This window comes from Alteromonas sp. ABV4_515, assembly GCF_056160345.1.
On sequence record NZ_JBSWWZ010000005.1, the window covers coordinates 369,689 to 388,143 of the forward strand.

Below are 18,455 nucleotides of genomic sequence, written 5' to 3' on the forward strand. Positions count from 1 at the left end.
AAAGAAATGAATATTAGGCTGTGATAGCCATCGCGGAAGCTTCTGCGAACCGCTGACAGCGAGACACAATATCTCGGTAATTTGCTGGATCTGGCACAATGTCATCTGCGTCGGTAAATCGGGTTGAGATATCGCTGTTTTCACTGGCGCTCATCAACAGAACCGGGGCATTACAGCAACTCTTGATATGCTGCAAAATAGCCGTACCACTCAAGTCTGGCATTACCACATCAAGCAAAACAGCGTCGTATTGATTGTTCTTGCATAATCTAACTGCCATTCGTCCGCTGGCAGCAAAATCAACGTTCCAACCCAGGCCAGTAAGAAAGCTGGTTAAGTGGCTTGCTACAGTTGGATCATCTTCAACAACGAGAATATTTAAAATAGTATTCGGGGTCATGTTGCCTCCTTGCTGTTCATTCGCACTCATCTCGCCCACACACCTTGCGACTGGTCCATCAGGACCTAAAACTTAAGGAAACTTACCCAGCGACACGTTGCACTACCCGTGCGTGCATCGCCGTAAAAATTGAATTGCAGATTTCACGCCATTTACTGCATGGTGATTAAAAAAGCGTAAGCTTTACTTTCAACTTGCAAAAGTCATAAAAATTAAGTAAACAAATTCAATATCTTAGCTTAATTTGCGTAAATTCTTACTTTTAATGGTAAGACAACATTACCATTTAGACATGCGTAAGAACAGCAATCAGACGGGAATAATTAACGGAATGTCGGAAAAAAATGCACAACAACCGACGCACTGTGCATTTTTTGTGCGATCAAACTGCGCGCATCAACCCTATGATGCCAGGTGTGGAAAAGATTTACGCAGTTTAATGCAAGCTTTGTCTCGTGAAATAAACTGAGCCAATGCCAGCAGCCTGTCATCTCTTGGCCAAACTGCTTGGTTTAGTGTGTCTAAATCCGTAGCGGTAAGCTTCTCGGTGTCGAGCTTTAGCGCGATAGCTTTTTTGTTCGGTTTGATTAACGTGGGTTCTGCCGCAGTAACTAACGACGATGGAACACAAACAAACTCACGCATTTGCGGGTCTCTCACCACACAAATTTCGTCTTCGCACGACAGCATCGCCGGCCAACCTTCGGCAATACGGCTTTGGGCGAACATCGCCACTGAAAACGCAATGAGCACACCGAAAACGGTAAGTTGAAACACCTGACTCAAGTCGGGCGCCATTACCACAATGATTGCTACAACTACACAGAACACGCACCATGCCGCAAAAACGCGACGCATGGCTTTAGGGCTAATGCCGGAAAAAATAACCGCGTGTTTCAATTCTTCTTTACTGAACGTCTTTACAGAAACTTGATTCTCAGACACAACGAATTCCTACAGAATAAGTATATACAAAAAAGGTATATCCTATGTGTCATGATGACAACTAAACATTAGTATGACAATGAGAAATGACTCGATCATGACACTTCTTTCATACTTAGCAGCATAATTGTCCAATTTTCATTCACTTCTGGCTTAAGCACTTCATTTTGAGCAAAAAATATACGGGGTGCGACAATATGTCGCATCGCTTTTTCATACCTAATCGATACACTTCCGTCCAACTAAACCGGCACTCAACCAAATGATTCACCATCGCCGGCGCTTCACCACAATTTAATCGTTCCCAAGTTAAAAGCAGGACTTGCCGTGAAATTATTGCCTTTTGCTGTGCTTTCCAGTGCTGGATTATTAAGTGTGTTAGCTCACGCCACTCCAGACACTGTTGAAATTATTGAAGTCTCTTCCCATCCACTAAAACTGCATGACGATAAAACTCTCGCTGAACGCTTAGCCGATGCCGGTTTGCAATTTTCTGCAGCAGGCGGGGTTTCCGCACTACCAGTCATGAATGGCATGATGGGAGACCGCATTCAATTACTCACAGATGGCGCCCCGATTACGGCAGCCTGTGGTAATCAGATGAATCCGCCGCTGTCTTATGTTTCAGCCAATCAGGTACACAACATCAGCGTTTTTCCCGGGGTGTCATTAGTCAGTGAAGGCGGTGACAACATTGCCGGTGTTATCAACATTAGCACCTTCGAACCGGCCTTTTCAGACACAAGTAACTTTCAAGTCCAGGAAGCGGAACTTGGCTATTTCTTCCAAAGCAACGACAACGCACGTACCCTGTCAGCCAGCGCATTAGTTGCCAATGACACCTGGTACATACGCTACGCCGGCACCCGGGTATCGGCAGACAGCTATGAAGATGGCCGCGGAAATAAGGTTATCGATACACTTTACAAGTCTACCAACCACATCATTAATACCGGTTATCAGGATGATGAGCAACGACTACAACTTAGTCTGACTCATCAGTCTATCCCTTATCAGGGCTTTCCTAATCAATACATGGATATGACAGATAATAGTAGTACCGGTTTTACTGCTTTATACCAACGTCAATTCAGCAATATTGCTCTGGACAGTACGCTGAGTCTGCGTCGAACTACCCATGAGATGGGTTTCTTCACGCCAGAGAAAACCGGCATGATGCCCATGAACACAGAAAGTGAAGACCTTACATTAAAGTTAAAATGGCTGCTCCCCGCATCAACGCAAGGTCAATGGGTATTCGGACAAGAATGGTATCGCAATAACCTGGACGATTGGTGGCCCGCTGTTGAGAACTCCATGATGATGGGACCGAACGATTACGTAAATATCAATGACGGTGAGCGAGAGCGATTGGCAGCCTTTGCTGAGTGGTCGTCTGCACATGAAAGCGATTGGCATTTGAGCGCTGGCGCACGGCTAGAATATGTCACCACCGATACCGGCGATGTACAGGCATACAACGACGGCAACATGATGGGAATGGGCTCCATGGGTGGAATGGGCGGTATGACTGCCATGCAGAGCCCAGATGCTGAAGCGGCGATGATGTTTAATATGGCTGACCGCGGACAATCTGACACCCTGATTGACGGGACTATTCAGGCAATGCGTGAATTAGAGAGCAATGGTCAACTGATATTCGGATTGGCGCGCAAAAATCGCGCGCCCAACCTTTACGAGCGATATACCTGGGGCCGCGGCGCAATGGCAACATCGATGATCGGTTGGTTTGGCGATGGCAATGGTTATGTGGGCGATATCGACCTAAACCCGGAAACGGCCCATACCGCTTCAATCACCTATTCTGTTCTCAACGGTGACTGGGCAGCTGAAATCAGCACCTGGTACAGTGATGTCAGCGATTATATTGATGTCGAAGTCATTGGCACTTTCAACCGCTCGGGCCTTACCTCCGGGGCACGTAATATTCTGCAGTTTGGCAATACCGATGCCCAACTCTACGGTGCCAGCGTAAAAGCCTCTCGGGTATTAATGGACAGCACAAGTGGAAAAATCACGCTGAAAAACGCATTCCAGTGGCAGCGGGGAGAACGTGACGACGGCGGCGATTTATACCAAATATTGCCAATGCAAAACACGCTCTCAGTAGAATATGTGCGCGATGCATTCTCATCATCGGTAAGCTGGCAGTGGGTTGGCAACAAAAACGATGTAGACTTAAGACGTTTTGAAAACAGCACAGATGCCTTTTCCGTTGTCGATGTGAACACCGCGTATACCTGGCAGTCATTCACCCTGCACTTTAATATCACTAATCTTTTCGACGAGTACTACCAAGCGCCGCTGGGTGGCGTGAGCGTGGCAGAGTTCAGGCAAGACAACACCAATGGCTTTAATCAAATTGCTGGCCGAGGCCGTTCGTTTGATGCAGGCATTAGCTACAGCTTCTGATATTGTCAGTATTTGCCATTGTCGTGCAGCATTTCCTCGCCGCTGCACGTACAATGGCGCAACACCATTCGACAAATAACCCACTATGTTACTGCTATTGTTCACACTGCTGGCTGGGAAAAAGCGGTTGCCTGTCTTGCCCGCTTTATTTTCAGTTCTGGCTGAAATTGGGCTGGGAAACTGGATAATCGCCTTTCATGGTGGTGCCAGTAATCCTTATGCCATCCTTTTGCTGGTTCCCCTTGTCATTGGGCTTATTCAGCTACCCTTCCCTGCGGCATTCGTTGTACTAGTTGCCAGTATTGGCGGTCAGTTAAGCCAACTCTATCCAGATGGTACCCTGCATCACGGGGGCATGTTACAGCATGCCCGAAATATGGTTTTTAGCTTTGTTGGCACCAGTTTATTTATCGCCGCTATTATCAGCTACTATCGATGGCAATTACGTGAACGCAATGCTGCTATTTTGCAGTTAAGAGAAACCCAACTTCGCAATGAGCAATTACTTGCCATTGGCACTGCCGCAGCGCAATTAACCCACGATGCAGCCACGCCTGTGCAAACCATTAACTTGCTACTTGAGGAATGGCAAGAAGAGCGTGATGATGCATTAATTGACGAAATGAGCGGCCAAATCACGCGGCTGAATCAATTACTGAGCAACTGGCGGCAGGTTGCCGATGAAGTCAGAGAAGCGAAAATCACCGTGTATCAAACCGATGAACTCATGAAGTCGCTGCGATACAGTTTGCAACTCGCAAGGCCCGAAGCCAGTATTGAATGGCACAACGAAGCCGCCCATGGTGTACTTCGCGCTGACCGCACGCTATTGCCAGCGCTGACGAATATCATTATTAACGCGTGGGAAGAAATTGCAGATGACGATACCCAACAAGCCGTGGTTTGCACCGCTGTAACAGATAAAACCTGGACCTTAGAAATTATCAATCCGGTTAAAAATCTGTCATCCGATTCTGTGCAACATTTAGGTCGCCAATTGGTTTTCAGCGACAAAGGGAACGGTGTGGCTAGTGTGATCACCAATGCAACGATTGAAAAATTCAATGGCCATGTAAATTGGGAAATTATGCACACTGAAGCTAACGCTGTGCTTAAAACGACAGTATTTTTACCGGTTTAATAATGAAGAAAACTGTACTGATTATTGACGACGACGTGAGGCTCTCAGAAGTGCTGTCACGCCGTTTTAAAACCAAAACCGACTACCTTGTGCACTGCTATTCGTCGGCATCGGAAGCCTTGGCCCATGAACCCCAATCTGTGTTTGCGGTGTTTCTTGATATGATGCTGGAAGATGAAATTGGGCTCGACTTCATCACCCAATTAAAAACGCACTTTTCACCAGAGCACCTCATCATAATGACGGGATACGCCAGTATCCCCACTACTGTTCAGGCCATTAAAAAAGGGGCGACAGACTACCTTTCTAAACCCGTGACGTTTCAGGCGTTGCTTCAGCGCCTCGAAGGTGCACAGCCTAACCACGAGCAAACGGAACCCCACTTACCCATGACCCCGGCGCAAGCTGAATGGGAGCACATACAGCGGGCGTTGCACGACAATAACAACAATATTTCGGCTACCGCGAAAGCACTAGGTATGCACAGGCGCACATTGCAACGAAAGTTACAAAAGTTGTCGCCTTCTTAACTTAACCGCCTTCTGTAAAGACGAGCCCCTAGTCACGGCGCGTTATCCACTGGTTTAATACTCGAATCATCTCTTCCTGTCGAAACGGCTTACTTAAGTGATCATTCATGCCGCAAGCCTTCGCTTTTCGCATATCTTCTACCATGGCCGCAGCGGTTAACGCCACAATGGGTGTAGTTATACCTGCATCGCGGATATGTCGTGTCGCCTCATAGCCATCCATCACTGGCATTTGAATATCCATTAGAATGAGGTCGTAGGTGTTTTCCCGTACCGCAGAAACAGCCAACGCACCGTTGTCAGCGTAGCTTACCTGCAGGCCAATTTGACGTAATTGCTCACCAACAACTTCCTGATTGATTTGGTTGTCTTCTACCACCAAGATATGCCCGCTGGTAACGGTTTTCCCCTTGGCTGTTGCCGATTTTGATTGTTCTCGGTATTGCGCAACGTCTTGCTCTGAAGGTATGCCAAACGGCAACGAAACGGTAAAACAGGTGCCTTGGTTTTCCTCACTACTGACTTCAATTTTACCTTCCATGGCCGTCACTAGTCGGTGTGAGATAGCCATGCCCAGCCCCGTGCCGCCATATTTGCGACTGGTTGATGAATCCGCTTGCGTGAACGCATCAAACACCACTGACAACTGCGATGCTGACATACCAATGCCGGTATCTTCGACGGTAATGATTAACTCACTGGCAGATTCGCTGATCTTCTCTGCTCGGCATGTCATGGTGACACTGCCATGACGGGTAAATTTAATGGCATTGCTCAGCAGATTCACCAACACCTGACGCAGCCTGAGTGAATCGCCCAGCATCCATGGCGTGAGTTTACCCTCAAAGCGGAAATTCAGCGCAATCCCTTTCGCTTTTGCTTGCTCTGCAAAGAGATCACGCAGTTGGCTGACAATATCTTTCAGGGAGAATACTCGGTGTTCAAGTTGGAGTTTTTGGGCTTCTATTTTTGAGAAATCAAGAATGTCATTGATGATGGCAAGCAACAGTTCGCCTGAATGGCTTATCTTGGAAAATTTATCGCCGAAACTGGCTGGCGGATTTTGTGCTAGCCCAAGTCGGCTTAGCCCTAAAATGGCGTTCAGGGGCGTGCGGATTTCGTGGCTCATGTTCGCTAGGAATTCACTTTTTGCGCGATTAGAACGCTGTGCTTCTTTCACAGCTTCTGCCTGCGCTTTTTCAGATTCGCGTAAGCGACTATTGGCTTCAGTTAAATCAAGCGTTCGACGCTCTACCTGAAATTCAATTTCATCCGTATGACCGGCAACAATAATGATAAACCACCCTAATAAACCTGCGAAAAGCACGGTACCTGCAAGCAACAGGTGAACGCCCCAGGGTTGATAAAGAAACTGACTTTCACTGAGTTGCAGTAAAACCCACTGCCTCGCGCCAACCTGAATAATACGTTTTTCGAACAACGGATACGCTTCGGTTATCTGCTGTTCTACACCATTGCGAATTGCCGCCCACTGGCTGATCACCGCATTGGCTTCTTTCTCGCCGATATTATTTCGAAAAAGGGTCGCATTACCTTCTGTCACGTCAGGGTCGAAAACCAACACCGCACCATGTTCGAGAAGCGCCCCCTCGAAAGCCGTTGCAATCATCGATTGCGCTTTTAGTACCCCTGTGGCGTAACCACCATGTTCAGATTCGGAGATGTGGCCAGCAGGCAAAAACAGCAAAACACCAGGTTCGGCGTAATCTCCCTGCACCAAATTAATTGGCACAGTAGGATAAAGAGAATCTGTGCGCCACGCGGCATTAAGCGCTTCACGTCGAGAAGCGTTTGAATACACATCCAGACCAAGCGCTTCCACATTGGTGGCAAGCGGCTCGATATACGACACAACAACATGGATACCATTGGCGCCGGTTTGAGTAGCCGCAGCCAAGCTTTTAATTGCAAAATGGATGTCGGGGTCAAATGCGGAATACTGTTTCTGCATGGTTAATTCAAACGCAGCCAGTTCACGTTCGCTCAAACGTTCATTCCAGGACAAGCCGTGTATAGCAGAGTTTCTTTTTAATAATTCGGTGACGAAGGTTCTGAATTCGGCGGGAGTCACTTGTTCCTGAATTCTTACAAAGCCAGCGATAGCCTGTAAAATATCGGACACACGGGCCAATTGCCCTGTTAGTGAACGTTCCAGCACATTCGCATTTACACCAAACTCAATACTGTGTTTCTGCTTTTCAGTGTTGGTAACCAAATACCCCAACAGCGCAGAACATAACGTGACAGATATCAATGAATAGAGAACGAAACGCGCCTTCGACACTCTGGCAGACAGGGTTTTCGGCAAGAATACGAGTAGCCAAGGCACAATAAAGATAATGCCGATGGCATCCCCCATGTACCAGCTAACCCAATTTTTGAAAAAATCAGCATCGGAAATAATGCCCTGCGTCCACAGAAAAATATTGCTGATCGTTGCATTGAAAAGTGGGCTAATGATGCCGCCAAGCAAGATGAACTTTGCCACCGCACTGGCCCGGTTAAAGTTAATCGAACGCGGGATGATTGCGCGAATAAGAAATCGGCCAACAAACGCCTGCAGTACAGCAAACGCCCCCATTGTTGATGACATCAATATTGAGGGTTCTGCTTCGCTGTAATTAGCGGAAATACCGAAATTAAGCAACGAAGCACCAATGAAGATACCCAAATAAGCGGGTGCCCCGAGCAATAAAGCGGCCAATAAGGCCACGCCGGCCGCAGGCCATACCGCCGTTGCATAGCCAGGCGGTATGGCGGCCAACATGCTGATAGTGCCGAAAAGCAGATAGCCTGCCATCACAATTAAAACGGCAAATATTCGCTGTAAAAGAGGCGAAGTCTGAAACATCAAGGCTTCCATTCCTAAATGGAGTTATTTATCTCAATATAGCTTAGGTGACAATTAGTTATATGCATACTAACGACAGCGAAGATTACACTTATGACTCGCAAGAATCATTAAAACTTCAAAAATACATTCTTCATTGCTTAGACTTCATATAAAATATGTTAACCATTATTTAGCTAATTTAAATTATTAGTCACATTTTTCTTAAAGGAATATATGGATTATCCGCTGTTGCCCCATGAAGCAGAAAGATTGCGCGCACTTGATGAACTAAACATTTTAGATAGTGAGCCAGATGAACATTTGGATGCCATCACCAAATCCGCGCAGGATTATTTTAACTGCAAAATATGCCTGATTAGTTTAGTGGCTGAAGATCGTCAATGGTTTAAATCCCGCCAATGTTTGGACGCAGCAGAAACACCGCGGAATGTATCGTTTTGTACATACGCGATTGCGGAAGAAGAATATCTTATCGTTCCTGATGCAACTAAGGATTATCGTTTTGCGGGCAGCCCTTTGGTAAAAGGCGAACCTTTTATACGCGCTTATGCAGGCATGATCCTCAAGTCTGAGCAAGGATATGAACTCGGCACACTGTGTGTCATTCATGACGAACCCAGAGAGTTTTCATCGCAGGATGTTGAAGTATTACGTGAGCTCGGAAAAAAGATCGAACTGGTGTTAAACAATCAGCGGCGCTAGACAGTTAGCGCCCGCTTTCATCAAATAAACATAACATTGTTTTCTATGCTCAAAATCGCTATGAGCGCTGCGGCACAAAGATAAAGAATAGCGTCGGCATATTCATGCTTCATGTCATGCCTACCAAGGCTTAATCTGTTTTTCATTTCTTTGTCCTACCAACCCATTGCCACCAAGTTTTTTCATCGCTAGGCGTTTAGCTTAAGAAAAGCAATACAAGCGCAATGCTTGCTGCACACACCTAGAAAATTAACCAATATTTAACAAAGATTACACACCGAAGCGAATTTAACTGTGTTTCATTGTGTAAACTCAACGAAACATCTTGATGCGCTTGCACTGCAAAAACTTTTCAAGGTACGCTAGCGCCTTAATCTTGTTATATCGCGGTTGGATTTTTTGCAGATATGAAAGCCTTGGCTGTTTACCTATTAATTGGCGTGATTGCTGTGCTGGTACAAAGCACGGTTTATGCTATGCCAATGCAGGCAAACATGATGAATCATAGCCATTCATCTGCAAGTGCCAATATGTCTGCGAACGCCATGAGCGACGCGGGTGTAACTGCGATGACTATGTCGGCCCACGGCATGTCCGAAGAGTGCTGCCAACAAGATTGCCACTGCGATATGTCGCTGTGCCATGCCGGACTAGTACTACCTGCGAGATTGGCTATCACCTTTAGTGTCGGTTTTACCGGGCAAACCATAGCGTCAACCTCACCTGCACTGGCAGCCTTCTCCAGTCCACCCTACAGGCCCCCAATTCACATCTGATACAAACCTACGATTCAATACCGGATAAACGAAATGCCCGGATATGTTCTGTATCTAAAATGTGGATAAAAAAATGAGTGAAACTAATTCTTCACGACGCCGTTTTCTATGTGGCGCCGTGACTTCGCTGTCAGCCATGTCGCTGTACCAGGCTGCACCACGATGGGCCCATGCCCAAGGAACCACAGGCGGTGTTGCGTCTAACCAACCCGTCGCGTTACGTATCGATCAACGTCCGTTTAGTTTCAACGGAAACAGTGCAAAAAGTATAACCATTAACGGGCAGATGCCTGGGCCGTTGTTACGCTTCACAGAAGGCCAGCGGGCGGTGATTGACGTAACCAACAACCTGCAGGAAGACACCTCCATTCACTGGCACGGTATCATCCTTCCAGCCAATATGGATGGGGTACCGGGTTTATCCTTTGCAGGTATTCGTCCTGGTCAAACTTTCCGCTATGAATTTGATATCAACCAAAGTGGCACTTACTGGTATCACAGCCATTCCGGCTTACAGGAGCAAATTGGTCACTTAGGGCCACTGGTTATTACACCAGCAAACGGAGATATTGGCGCCGACCGCGAACATACAATTCTGCTGTCTGACTGGTCGTTTGAAGATCCACACGATATTTTTCGCAACCTGAAAGTATCAGAAGGCTACTTTAACTATCAAAAACGGACTATTTTCGACACCTTGAAAGACGTGGAAGAAAAAGGCCTTATGGACACTTGGCAAGTGCGCAAAATGTGGAACGACATGCGCATGGACCCACGTGACATCGCTGATGTGTCCGCCAGCGTGTATACCTATCTGATGAACGGCCGTGACTCCGTGATGAACTGGGAAGCGTTATTTAAGCCGGGTGAAAAAATCAGACTCAGATTGGTGAATGGATCTGCCATGACGTATTTCGACTTCCGCATTCCGGGTCTCACCATGACCGTGGTTGCCGCCGATGGCCAACCGGTAAAACCCGTTGCCGTTGAAGAACTACGTATCGCTATTGCCGAAAGTTACGACGTTATTGTTGAACCAGTTGGAAACCAAGCCTATACCCTGTTCGCGGAAAGTATGGACCGAAGTGGCTTTGTGCGCGGAACCTTAACACCCAAAGCAGGGCTGACTGGCGCAATTCCGCCGCGACGCACCATCACCGAACGGGGAATGGATGCAATGAGTATGGATCATGATATGCCTTCCATGGATCACAGCCAAATGAATCATGACATGCCGTCCATGGATCACAGCCAAATGAATCACGATATGCCCTCAATGGCGCATAGCGGACATATGCCACTAAAAGTACCGGTAAACGATATTCCTATTCATCACGACGAAGATGGCCATGGGCCTGGCGCAGCCATGATTGCGGCTAATCCCCGGTCGCGTTTAGATGAGCCTGGGTTAGGTTTGGAAAACAATGGTCGTCGGGTATTGGTTTATCAGGATTTAGTGGGGGCACAGGGTTGGGGCGACGAACGTGAGCCCACACGCAATCTCGAATTACATCTTACCGGTAATATGCAGCGCTATATGTGGTCTTTCGATGGCGTGAAATTCAGTGAAGTTGATGGGCCAATTCACTTTACCCACGGCGAGCGTCTGCGGCTTATTTTGGTGAATGACACAATGATGGACCACCCCATTCATTTGCATGGCATGTGGATGGAACTGGAAAATGGCCAGTCACCGCGACCACGAAAACATACCATCAGTGTTAAACCTGCGGAAAAAGTGTCACTTCTGATCTCCGCCGATGCCATGGGTGAATGGGCTTTCCACTGTCACCTGCTCTACCATATGGATGCAGGCATGTTTCGTGTCGTGAAAGTCAGTCACGGAGGGCATCATCATGAATAAACTGATGAAGATGTCACTGTTCGCCGCTGCCGTGTCTTCGTCGTTAGCGGCTTACGCCGGAACAGACAAGTCTGACTGGCCCTCTCCTATGAGTGAAATGTTTTTCGGCCAGGTTATGTTCGATAGACTGGAAGTCACGCGGAACGATAACCAGGAAAATGTTTTCACCTGGGATACCACAGCCTGGTACGGCGGCGATTATCATCGCATTGTGCTGAGAACCGAAGGTGAAAATCAACAAAACGACGGCGCGCCTACCGATTTGGAGCGAACTGATGTTAGCTATAGCTATTTACTTTCAACATTCTGGTCGGTACAGGCGGGTTTAGGAGTCAAAGGGGAACTGTCGTCTGACAATGGCTTAGAGCATTATGCGGTGTTCAGTCTTACCGGGCTCGCGCCTTATTATTTTGAAGTTGATTCGTCATTATTAATTAATGAGCAAGGTGATGTGCAGTGGCTTAATGAAGTGGAATACGACTTCCTGCTCACACAAACCAGTTACCTTCAGCCTCGTCTTAGCGTGAATACCAACATCACGGATTCAACCCGTTTTGGGCGCGAAGCAGGCGTAGAATCGGTTCGGGTAGGCTTACGCTATCGACAGGAAATTGTGCGAGAGTTTGCTCCTTACCTGGGTGTTTACTGGCAAAAGCAACTGGGACAAACGGCGAACAGTGCGGAAAGACTGGGTGAAGACACTTCGGAATTTGGTGCAATTGCCGGCGTCAGAATGTGGTTCTGAATCTGACATAAAAGAAACGGGGCGCACGTTTTCACTGTTACGTGAAAATAGTGCGCCCCGTTTTGTTTTGTTGTTAGCGCAATACTCAGAAGCGAGTATTGATCTGCACACTCAGGATATGGGCTTTAGCATGCTCTGTCGCGGTTAAATTGGTCACTACTGGACCGATAGCGCGCTGTTGCTCCACGTTGGCCTCGCGACCTTTAATGTATACATACGCAGCATCAATGCTTGTGTCTTTGGTGAGTGAATAGGTTGCACCTGCACTTACCCAATGACGGTCGGTATCAGGGATACTTAAAGAACGGTGTGCACGACTTACCGCACCATCATCATAGGCATAACCCGCGCGCAGTGTCAGTTCATCATTCATGATATACGTTACCCCTGCACTCATACGCCAGGTATCTTCAAAATCTTCCTGCTTCAGCAATAAATCGTAACCACTGTCCAGATTCGCTTCGAGTTTGTCAAACGTACTCCAGTCAGTGTAATTCACACTAGCCTGTACAGACCATTTCTCATCCAGTTTTTGATCAACGGCTAATTCAGTGATCGCGGCAAAATTCAAATCAAGACTACCGCCTTGATTGTACAGGGTACCGAGGTCAGGATTTAACACGCCAAGATCAGAATAGATATTTCCTTCTAGCGTTAACTGAGTTTCAGCGCGATAGCTTAGCGCGACAGAAGTTGCCTCAGAAGGCGTCCAGAAGGCGCCCACGTTCCAACCAAAACCTACATCGTCACCCGACATTTCTACCATGGTGAGATTACCCAGCGCAGGGTTACCCAGGTAAGGCGCCACGCCTTGAGGAATAGACGTGCTTATTTTGGCATCTGCATAGGTAATGTTAAGGCCAAGGCCTAAACTCAACGTATCAGACAGCTTATAGGCAACCGCAGGGTTCACGGTAATAGAAGTAATTTCTGCTTCGTCAGCAAAGTTCAGCGCGTTGTAGCTATCGCTATAATCTGTCGCCAGACCATAGTTGGAAAAGAGACCTAAGCCCCACGACCACTGTTCATTAACCGGGCTGGTATAAAATAATGACGGGATAACAGCAGATTTAGCCACATCTTCTTCGCTTGCGTCTAACGTAACCGGTCCCACTGCGGTGGTAGCGGTAGATTCACCACGAATATCAACTTCTGGATTCAAATAGCTGATTTGAGCACTGAATTCAGAATTATCAAATGCAGTGATTGCCGCAGGGTTAGTAGCCAGAATGCTGGCATTTTCGGGTTTGGCGGCCTGTCCGGCCATGGCCCGCCCCAGACCGTTAGCGCTGTGCTCATTTACCTGAAAACCCGCAGCCAGTGCCGAAGATGAAAATAGACCGGCCAAGGTAAGCGCGAGAGAAGAACGTACAAAAGAACGATGTGTCATGAATGTCTCACGGTTGTTAAAAAAATGGGTCGGCATCCTACTGGTTCGACCTGCAGGCTTCAACTTAAATTATGACAAGTGCGCATTTTTACGACGAATAACCGTAATTTGAATGCGATAAAGCTTCGATATGGGGTGATTAGCGAATTGTTGAGCCGATTTATTCCTTGCTAAACTGGCTCTACCATAAGAAAAAAGACACACACTATGACAATTAAACAACTTTTTAGTGTATCAGCGTTGGCCACCGCGCTGATGCTGGCGCCCGCGACCATGGCCGCGCCTTATTCTGATACGTCCGAAACACAAATACAGATGTGGCCGGGCGCAACCTATAAGCAATCTATTCCCTCGGTAAAAGATGTCTTGGGTTATAATACAGGCGACCGCATTACGTCACACCCTGATATGTTGCGTTATTTCGAAGCTTTGGCTGAAGCAGCCCCTAGCCAGGTAAAACTGGTTAAATATGCGCAAACCTGGGAAGGCCGCGACTTAATTTATGTGGCCATTGGTTCACCCGAGCACATTGCCAATCTGGACGCGTTTTCAGAGAACATGAATCGTTTGGCTGACCCGCGTAAAACGTCTAAAGCGGACGCGAAAAAGCTGATTCAGTCTACCCCGTCTTCAGTGTGGTTAGAGCACAGCGTACACGGTAATGAAATTAGCAGTACCGATGCTGCCATGATGACAGCCTACCACTTACTTGCCGCCCAGAATGATCCCTTAGTAAACAAAGTCATGGACAATACCCTGGTGTTCATAGACCCGCTGCAAAACCCGGATGGTCGCAGCCGTTTTATTGCTAACTACTATTCAATGGTGGGTCTAGAAGACAGTGCAGACCGATTGAGTGTTGATCAGAACGAGCCGTGGCCTCGTGGTCGAAGCAATCACTACTTATTTGATATGAACCGCGACTGGCTTGCCATTACCCAGCCCGAAACAGCAGGCCGTATCGACGCACTGAATCACTACAAACCCACCATCGTGATTGATTTACACGAAATGGGCGGCGATTCGAGCTACTTTTTCGTACCTTCTGCCAGCCCTATTAACCCGCACATGCAAAAGGCACAGTTAGATAACAACGACTTGATCGGCAGAAACAACGCCAAGCACTTCGATCGTTTTGGTTTTGATTATTTTACCCGAGAAGTCTACGACGCTTTCTATCCTGGCTATGGAGACAGCTGGCCAACGTTTTATGGTGCATCAGCGGCAACTTATGAGGTTGCTTCTACCCGCGGCATGGCCTATCGCACCACCGATGGCCATGTTGCCTTATTCCGCGAGCCGGTTCAGAAACACTTTGTCGCCTCTATGGCTACGCTGGAGACTGCTGCCGATAACCGAGAAAAGATCCTTGGCGATTTTTACCAGTATTCGGTGAATGCCATCGATATGGGTAAAAAAGATGATGAGCGCACCTTTATTATTCCCGCTACCACCGACCGTGCAGGCAGTCACCGTCTTGCAACATTGATGGCACAACACGGCGTAGAAGTGACGCAGGCATCTGAAGCATTTAAAGCCTGTGGTAATCGCTACAGCGAAGGTGCCTACATTATCGATACCGCGCAGCCACGTGGTCGCTTTGTGAAAACCACCTTCACTCAGCAGGTTGATATGTCTGCGGACTTCATCAAAGAGCAAGAGCGTCGTCGTGGTCGCAAGCTTCGTGACCAGATATATGATGTCACCGCCTGGTCACTGCCGCTGCTGTTCAATATCGAAACCGTCAGTTGTGACGATGGCTTATCAGTAAAAGGTTCGCTGGTTGCAGCCGACGACAAATTAAAAGGCAATGTTGAAAACGCCGATGCATCTGTTGCTTATATTGTGCCCTGGGGCGATGCCGCCGCTGGGCGCTTCCTAACAGCAGCGTTTCGTGAAGGTATTCACCTGAAAAGCGCTGACGAAGCGTTTACCTTAGATGACAAGCGCGCATTTCCTGCCGGGTCACTGATTATTGAAGTGAAAGCCAACGATGGCGATATTCAGCAGCGTATTGAAGCCATTGCTGCGGATACCGGTGCACTGGTTACCGGCGTCGACACAAGCTGGGTAGTCGATGGCCCGAGCTTTGGCAGCCGCGGCACGCCGCGCATGGTGGCACCGAAAATAGCAATGGCTTGGGATAGCCCTACCAGTTCGTTGAGTGCGGGCAGCACCCGCTTTATTCTCGAACGCCAGTTTAACTACCCGGTTACCGCTATTCGTAGCGACATGCTGGCGAGCCGCAACCTGAACCATTATCAAGTCATTATTCTGCCTTCCGGTTTTTATCAAGGCGCGCTGGGCGAACGAGGCGCTGCAAATTTGAAATCCTGGGTTAATCAAGGCGGCGTGCTCATTACCCTTGGTTCAGCTACCGCATTCGTGGCGGGTTCTGAAGCAGGTTTACTGGATGCCAGTATGGAATATGCGCTAAATCAGGATGGCATGAGTCCGGATGAAACCGCTGACCATCGCGGTCACGTGGACGGTTCTCTCATTAAGGATAAATCTAACCTTATTCAGCGCATTGAAAATGAAAAGCGATCACCAGACTATGTAGCCGGTGTATTAGCCAATGTGGAAGTTGATCAAGAGCACTGGTTAACTGCGGGTGTGAACCCCAATGTAGTGAGCATGGTAGTGGGTAACGACATCTATGCACCTATTAAGTTAGATGCAGGCAAAAACTTGGCCTGGTTTAAAGGGGGCGATGAGTTGCTGGCATCGGGTTACTTGTGGAAAGAAAATCAGGAGCAAATGGCCTACAAGCCCTTCCTGATGTATCAACCTTCAGGCAATGGCATGGTAATCAGCTTTACCCAAGACCCGTCTAGCCGGGCGTTTATGGATGGCCTGAATGTGATGATGCTAAATGCGGTATTCCGTGGCGCGGCGCACGCAACACCTTACCGTTAATCCTAAGGCGATGTGATGATTGGGAAGACAACCCAAAACCGGAGAACAAAACGCGACTGAAAACAGTAATTCCAAATGGAGCGAGACTGACACTCGTCGGGTTTTCCGCTTCACTCAACCCGGTTTAACGTAAACGTCACAGACGACTGTTAATTAAAGAGGTATTGTTACAATATAACAATATCTCTTTTTTATTTTGTTCTGCTTTTTTGAAGCGGATTAATCACCACAAAGAAAAACAATATGATTTCACGTCGACAATTTACTTTTGGAATGGCTGCTTTGTCAGCCGGAAGTACCGCTTTCAGTGGCCTTGCAAATGCCACCGGGGCTTATGGAAAAGGCAGCCTTAAGACCGCCGCAGGATTTGGTAAACTTTTGCCAGATCCAAAAGGCTTACTAGACCTGCCCGAAGGATTTAGCTACCAAATTATCTCTGAGCTGGGTGACCCCATGAACGACGGGCTGCATGTGCCTGACAAAGCTGATGGAATGGGATGTTTCCGGGTTGATGACCATCGCGTTGTGCTGGTACGTAACCATGAGCTCAAACCCGGCGATCTCGCCAAGCAACATACTACCATTGCCTCGCACAAAACCACCCAGGCCTTTGATACCAACGCTGCGGGAACGGCCCTACCAGGTGGCACCAGTAACATTGTGTACAACCTGGTTAGCGGTGAGGTGGAAAATCAGTTTATTAGCCTCTGTGGCACCATCCGAAACTGTGCAGGTGGTATTACGCCATGGAATACCTGGTTAACCTGCGAAGAAAGTGTTGCGGTACCCTCAGCTGAAAACAGCAAGTCACACGGTTGGGTTTTTGAAGTCCCGGCTTCTGCAGAGCAGTTGGTTGCGCCAGAACCGCTTAAGGCCATGGGCCGCTTTAATCACGAAGCGGCAGCAGTTGACCCGAAATCCGGCATTGTCTATATGACGGAAGACCGTGGCGACAGCTTGTTCTACCGCTTCATCCCAACTGTGGCTGGTAAACTCGCTGAAGGAGGACGCTTACAAGCGTTGGTAATTAAGGGGAGTAAGCAGTTTGATAGCCGAAACTGGGCCGATGCCACAATGCCTGCAGCCCAATGGTTTGATGCCGAATGGATTGATTTGGAAAATCCGGAAAGCCCGGAAGATGATTTGCGTCAACGGGGCTACGCCGATGGCGCAGCGTTATTTGCCCGAGGTGAAGGTATTCACTGGGGCGACGGTGAGCTTTATTTTTGTTGTACTAATGGTGGCAACAAACAGCTTGGTCAGATCATGCGTTATCAACCCTCATCGGTTGAAGGTACGGATGGTGAAAAAACCAACCCGGGCCGTATTCAGCTATTTTTAGAAAGCACCGATAAAGCCCTGTTCAATTTTGGCGACAACCTTACCGTTGCCCCATTTGGCGACCTCATTGTGTGTGAAGATCAATACACCGATATCGTTGATAATCATCTTCGGGGCGTCACTCCTGAAGGCCGGGTGTACAACTTCGCTAAATTACGGGCCCAAACGGAACTGGCAGGGGCTTGTTTCTCACCCGATGGCAGCACCTTATTCGTTAATTTGTATGCCCCGGCGAAAACCCTCGCAATAACCGGCCCTTGGTCGGTGAGAAGCTAAAATCCCCCCCTCTCCCGTGAATGTCGGCAGGTGTTTTTGAATAAAAATAACACCTGTCGACAACGACATGCGCCGCAAACCGATTAATTTTCAAACAAATTACTACTCCAATTCCGAT

At 47.8% G+C, this 18,455-nt stretch carries 13 protein-coding genes; 9 read left to right on the forward strand and 4 right to left on the reverse strand.

Annotation, left to right across the window (positions count from 1 at the left end):
* Nucleotides 1-13: 13 nt before the first annotated feature.
* Together ACXAGX_RS13835 and ACXAGX_RS13840 are read right to left on the reverse strand one after the other, a co-directional pair.
* Entirely contained in the window at nt 14-400 is a 387-nt protein-coding gene (locus ACXAGX_RS13835) for a response regulator transcription factor (protein ID WP_474838999.1), read from the reverse strand.
* Nucleotides 401-802: 402 nt separating this feature from the next.
* Complete coding sequence (locus ACXAGX_RS13840) at nt 803-1,345, reverse strand: hypothetical protein (protein WP_474819421.1); 543 nt, start codon at nt 1,343-1,345, stop codon at nt 803-805.
* A 327-nt stretch (nt 1,346-1,672) separates the two neighbouring features.
* Here ACXAGX_RS13840 and ACXAGX_RS13845 point away from each other — a divergent pair, with 327 nt between their 5' ends.
* The 3 genes from ACXAGX_RS13845 to ACXAGX_RS13855 all read left to right on the forward strand — a co-directional run bounded on the left by ACXAGX_RS13845 (nt 1,673) and on the right by ACXAGX_RS13855 (nt 5,449).
* Nucleotides 1,673-3,778: a TonB-dependent receptor gene (locus ACXAGX_RS13845; RefSeq protein ID WP_474839001.1), complete on the forward strand. Its 2,106-nt coding sequence runs from the start codon at nt 1,673-1,675 to the stop codon at nt 3,776-3,778.
* Between the two features lie 85 nt (nt 3,779-3,863).
* Nucleotides 3,864-4,919 (forward strand): sensor histidine kinase, encoded by a 1,056-nt coding sequence (locus ACXAGX_RS13850; protein WP_474839003.1) that lies wholly within the window; start codon nt 3,864-3,866, stop codon nt 4,917-4,919.
* A 2-nt stretch (nt 4,920-4,921) separates the two neighbouring features.
* Nucleotides 4,922-5,449, forward strand: coding sequence for a response regulator transcription factor (locus tag ACXAGX_RS13855; protein WP_474839005.1), 528 nt, complete (start codon nt 4,922-4,924; stop codon nt 5,447-5,449).
* A gap of 28 nt (nt 5,450-5,477) precedes the next feature.
* On the opposite strand, the gene ACXAGX_RS13860 is transcribed toward ACXAGX_RS13855, so the two are convergent.
* Nucleotides 5,478-8,321: an ATP-binding protein gene (locus ACXAGX_RS13860; protein ID WP_474839006.1), complete on the reverse strand. Its 2,844-nt coding sequence runs from the start codon at nt 8,319-8,321 to the stop codon at nt 5,478-5,480.
* 216 nt (nt 8,322-8,537) lie between these two features.
* Between ACXAGX_RS13860 and ACXAGX_RS13865 the strand changes: the two genes are divergently transcribed.
* From ACXAGX_RS13865 to ACXAGX_RS13880, 4 genes are all read left to right on the forward strand, one after another.
* Nucleotides 8,538-9,026: a GAF domain-containing protein gene (locus ACXAGX_RS13865; RefSeq protein WP_474819406.1), complete on the forward strand. Its 489-nt coding sequence runs from the start codon at nt 8,538-8,540 to the stop codon at nt 9,024-9,026.
* A 407-nt stretch (nt 9,027-9,433) separates the two neighbouring features.
* Nucleotides 9,434-9,802, forward strand: coding sequence for a hypothetical protein (locus ACXAGX_RS13870; RefSeq protein ID WP_474819402.1), 369 nt, complete (start codon nt 9,434-9,436; stop codon nt 9,800-9,802).
* Nucleotides 9,803-9,875: 73 nt separating this feature from the next.
* Nucleotides 9,876-11,666 carry a copper resistance system multicopper oxidase gene (locus tag ACXAGX_RS13875; RefSeq protein WP_474839008.1) on the forward strand — a complete coding sequence of 597 codons (1,791 nt, stop codon included), beginning with the start codon at nt 9,876-9,878 and terminating at the stop codon, nt 11,664-11,666.
* Nucleotides 11,659-12,411, forward strand: coding sequence for a copper resistance protein B (locus tag ACXAGX_RS13880; RefSeq protein WP_474839010.1), 753 nt, complete (start codon nt 11,659-11,661; stop codon nt 12,409-12,411). The genes ACXAGX_RS13875 and ACXAGX_RS13880 overlap by 8 nt, the downstream gene beginning before the upstream one ends.
* An 85-nt stretch (nt 12,412-12,496) precedes the next feature.
* Here ACXAGX_RS13880 and ACXAGX_RS13885 read toward each other — a convergent pair whose 3' ends face one another.
* On the reverse strand, nt 12,497-13,801 hold the full coding sequence (locus ACXAGX_RS13885; RefSeq protein WP_474839012.1) for an OmpP1/FadL family transporter: 1,305 nt from the start codon (nt 13,799-13,801) through the stop codon (nt 12,497-12,499).
* 207 nt (nt 13,802-14,008) lie between these two features.
* Between ACXAGX_RS13885 and ACXAGX_RS13890 the strand changes: the two genes are divergently transcribed.
* Entirely contained in the window at nt 14,009-16,720 is a 2,712-nt protein-coding gene (locus ACXAGX_RS13890) for a M14 family zinc carboxypeptidase (RefSeq protein WP_474839013.1), read from the forward strand.
* 243 nt (nt 16,721-16,963) lie between these two features.
* Nucleotides 16,964-18,337 carry an alkaline phosphatase PhoX gene (locus tag ACXAGX_RS13895; RefSeq protein WP_474839014.1) on the forward strand — a complete coding sequence of 458 codons (1,374 nt, stop codon included), beginning with the start codon at nt 16,964-16,966 and terminating at the stop codon, nt 18,335-18,337.
* Nucleotides 18,338-18,455 lie beyond the last annotated feature (118 nt).

Bases quoted from the DNA above. Each gene is read 5' to 3' on its own strand.
- ACXAGX_RS13890 (WP_474839013.1), top strand. From the start codon at position 14,009: ATGACAATTAAACAACTTTTTAGTGTATCAGCGTTGGCCACCGCGCTG.
- ACXAGX_RS13895 (WP_474839014.1), top strand. From the start codon at position 16,964: ATGATTTCACGTCGACAATTTACTTTTGGAATGGCTGCTTTGTCAGCC.
- ACXAGX_RS13860 (WP_474839006.1), bottom strand. From the start codon at position 8,321: ATGTTTCAGACTTCGCCTCTTTTACAGCGAATATTTGCCGTTTTAATT.
- ACXAGX_RS13865 (WP_474819406.1), top strand. From the start codon at position 8,538: ATGGATTATCCGCTGTTGCCCCATGAAGCAGAAAGATTGCGCGCACTT.
- ACXAGX_RS13870 (WP_474819402.1), top strand. From the start codon at position 9,434: ATGAAAGCCTTGGCTGTTTACCTATTAATTGGCGTGATTGCTGTGCTG.
- ACXAGX_RS13885 (WP_474839012.1), bottom strand. From the start codon at position 13,801: ATGACACATCGTTCTTTTGTACGTTCTTCTCTCGCGCTTACCTTGGCC.
- ACXAGX_RS13850 (WP_474839003.1), top strand. From the start codon at position 3,864: ATGTTACTGCTATTGTTCACACTGCTGGCTGGGAAAAAGCGGTTGCCT.
- ACXAGX_RS13880 (WP_474839010.1), top strand. From the start codon at position 11,659: ATGAATAAACTGATGAAGATGTCACTGTTCGCCGCTGCCGTGTCTTCG.
- ACXAGX_RS13855 (WP_474839005.1), top strand. From the start codon at position 4,922: ATGAAGAAAACTGTACTGATTATTGACGACGACGTGAGGCTCTCAGAA.
- ACXAGX_RS13835 (WP_474838999.1), bottom strand. From the start codon at position 400: ATGACCCCGAATACTATTTTAAATATTCTCGTTGTTGAAGATGATCCA.
- ACXAGX_RS13875 (WP_474839008.1), top strand. From the start codon at position 9,876: ATGAGTGAAACTAATTCTTCACGACGCCGTTTTCTATGTGGCGCCGTG.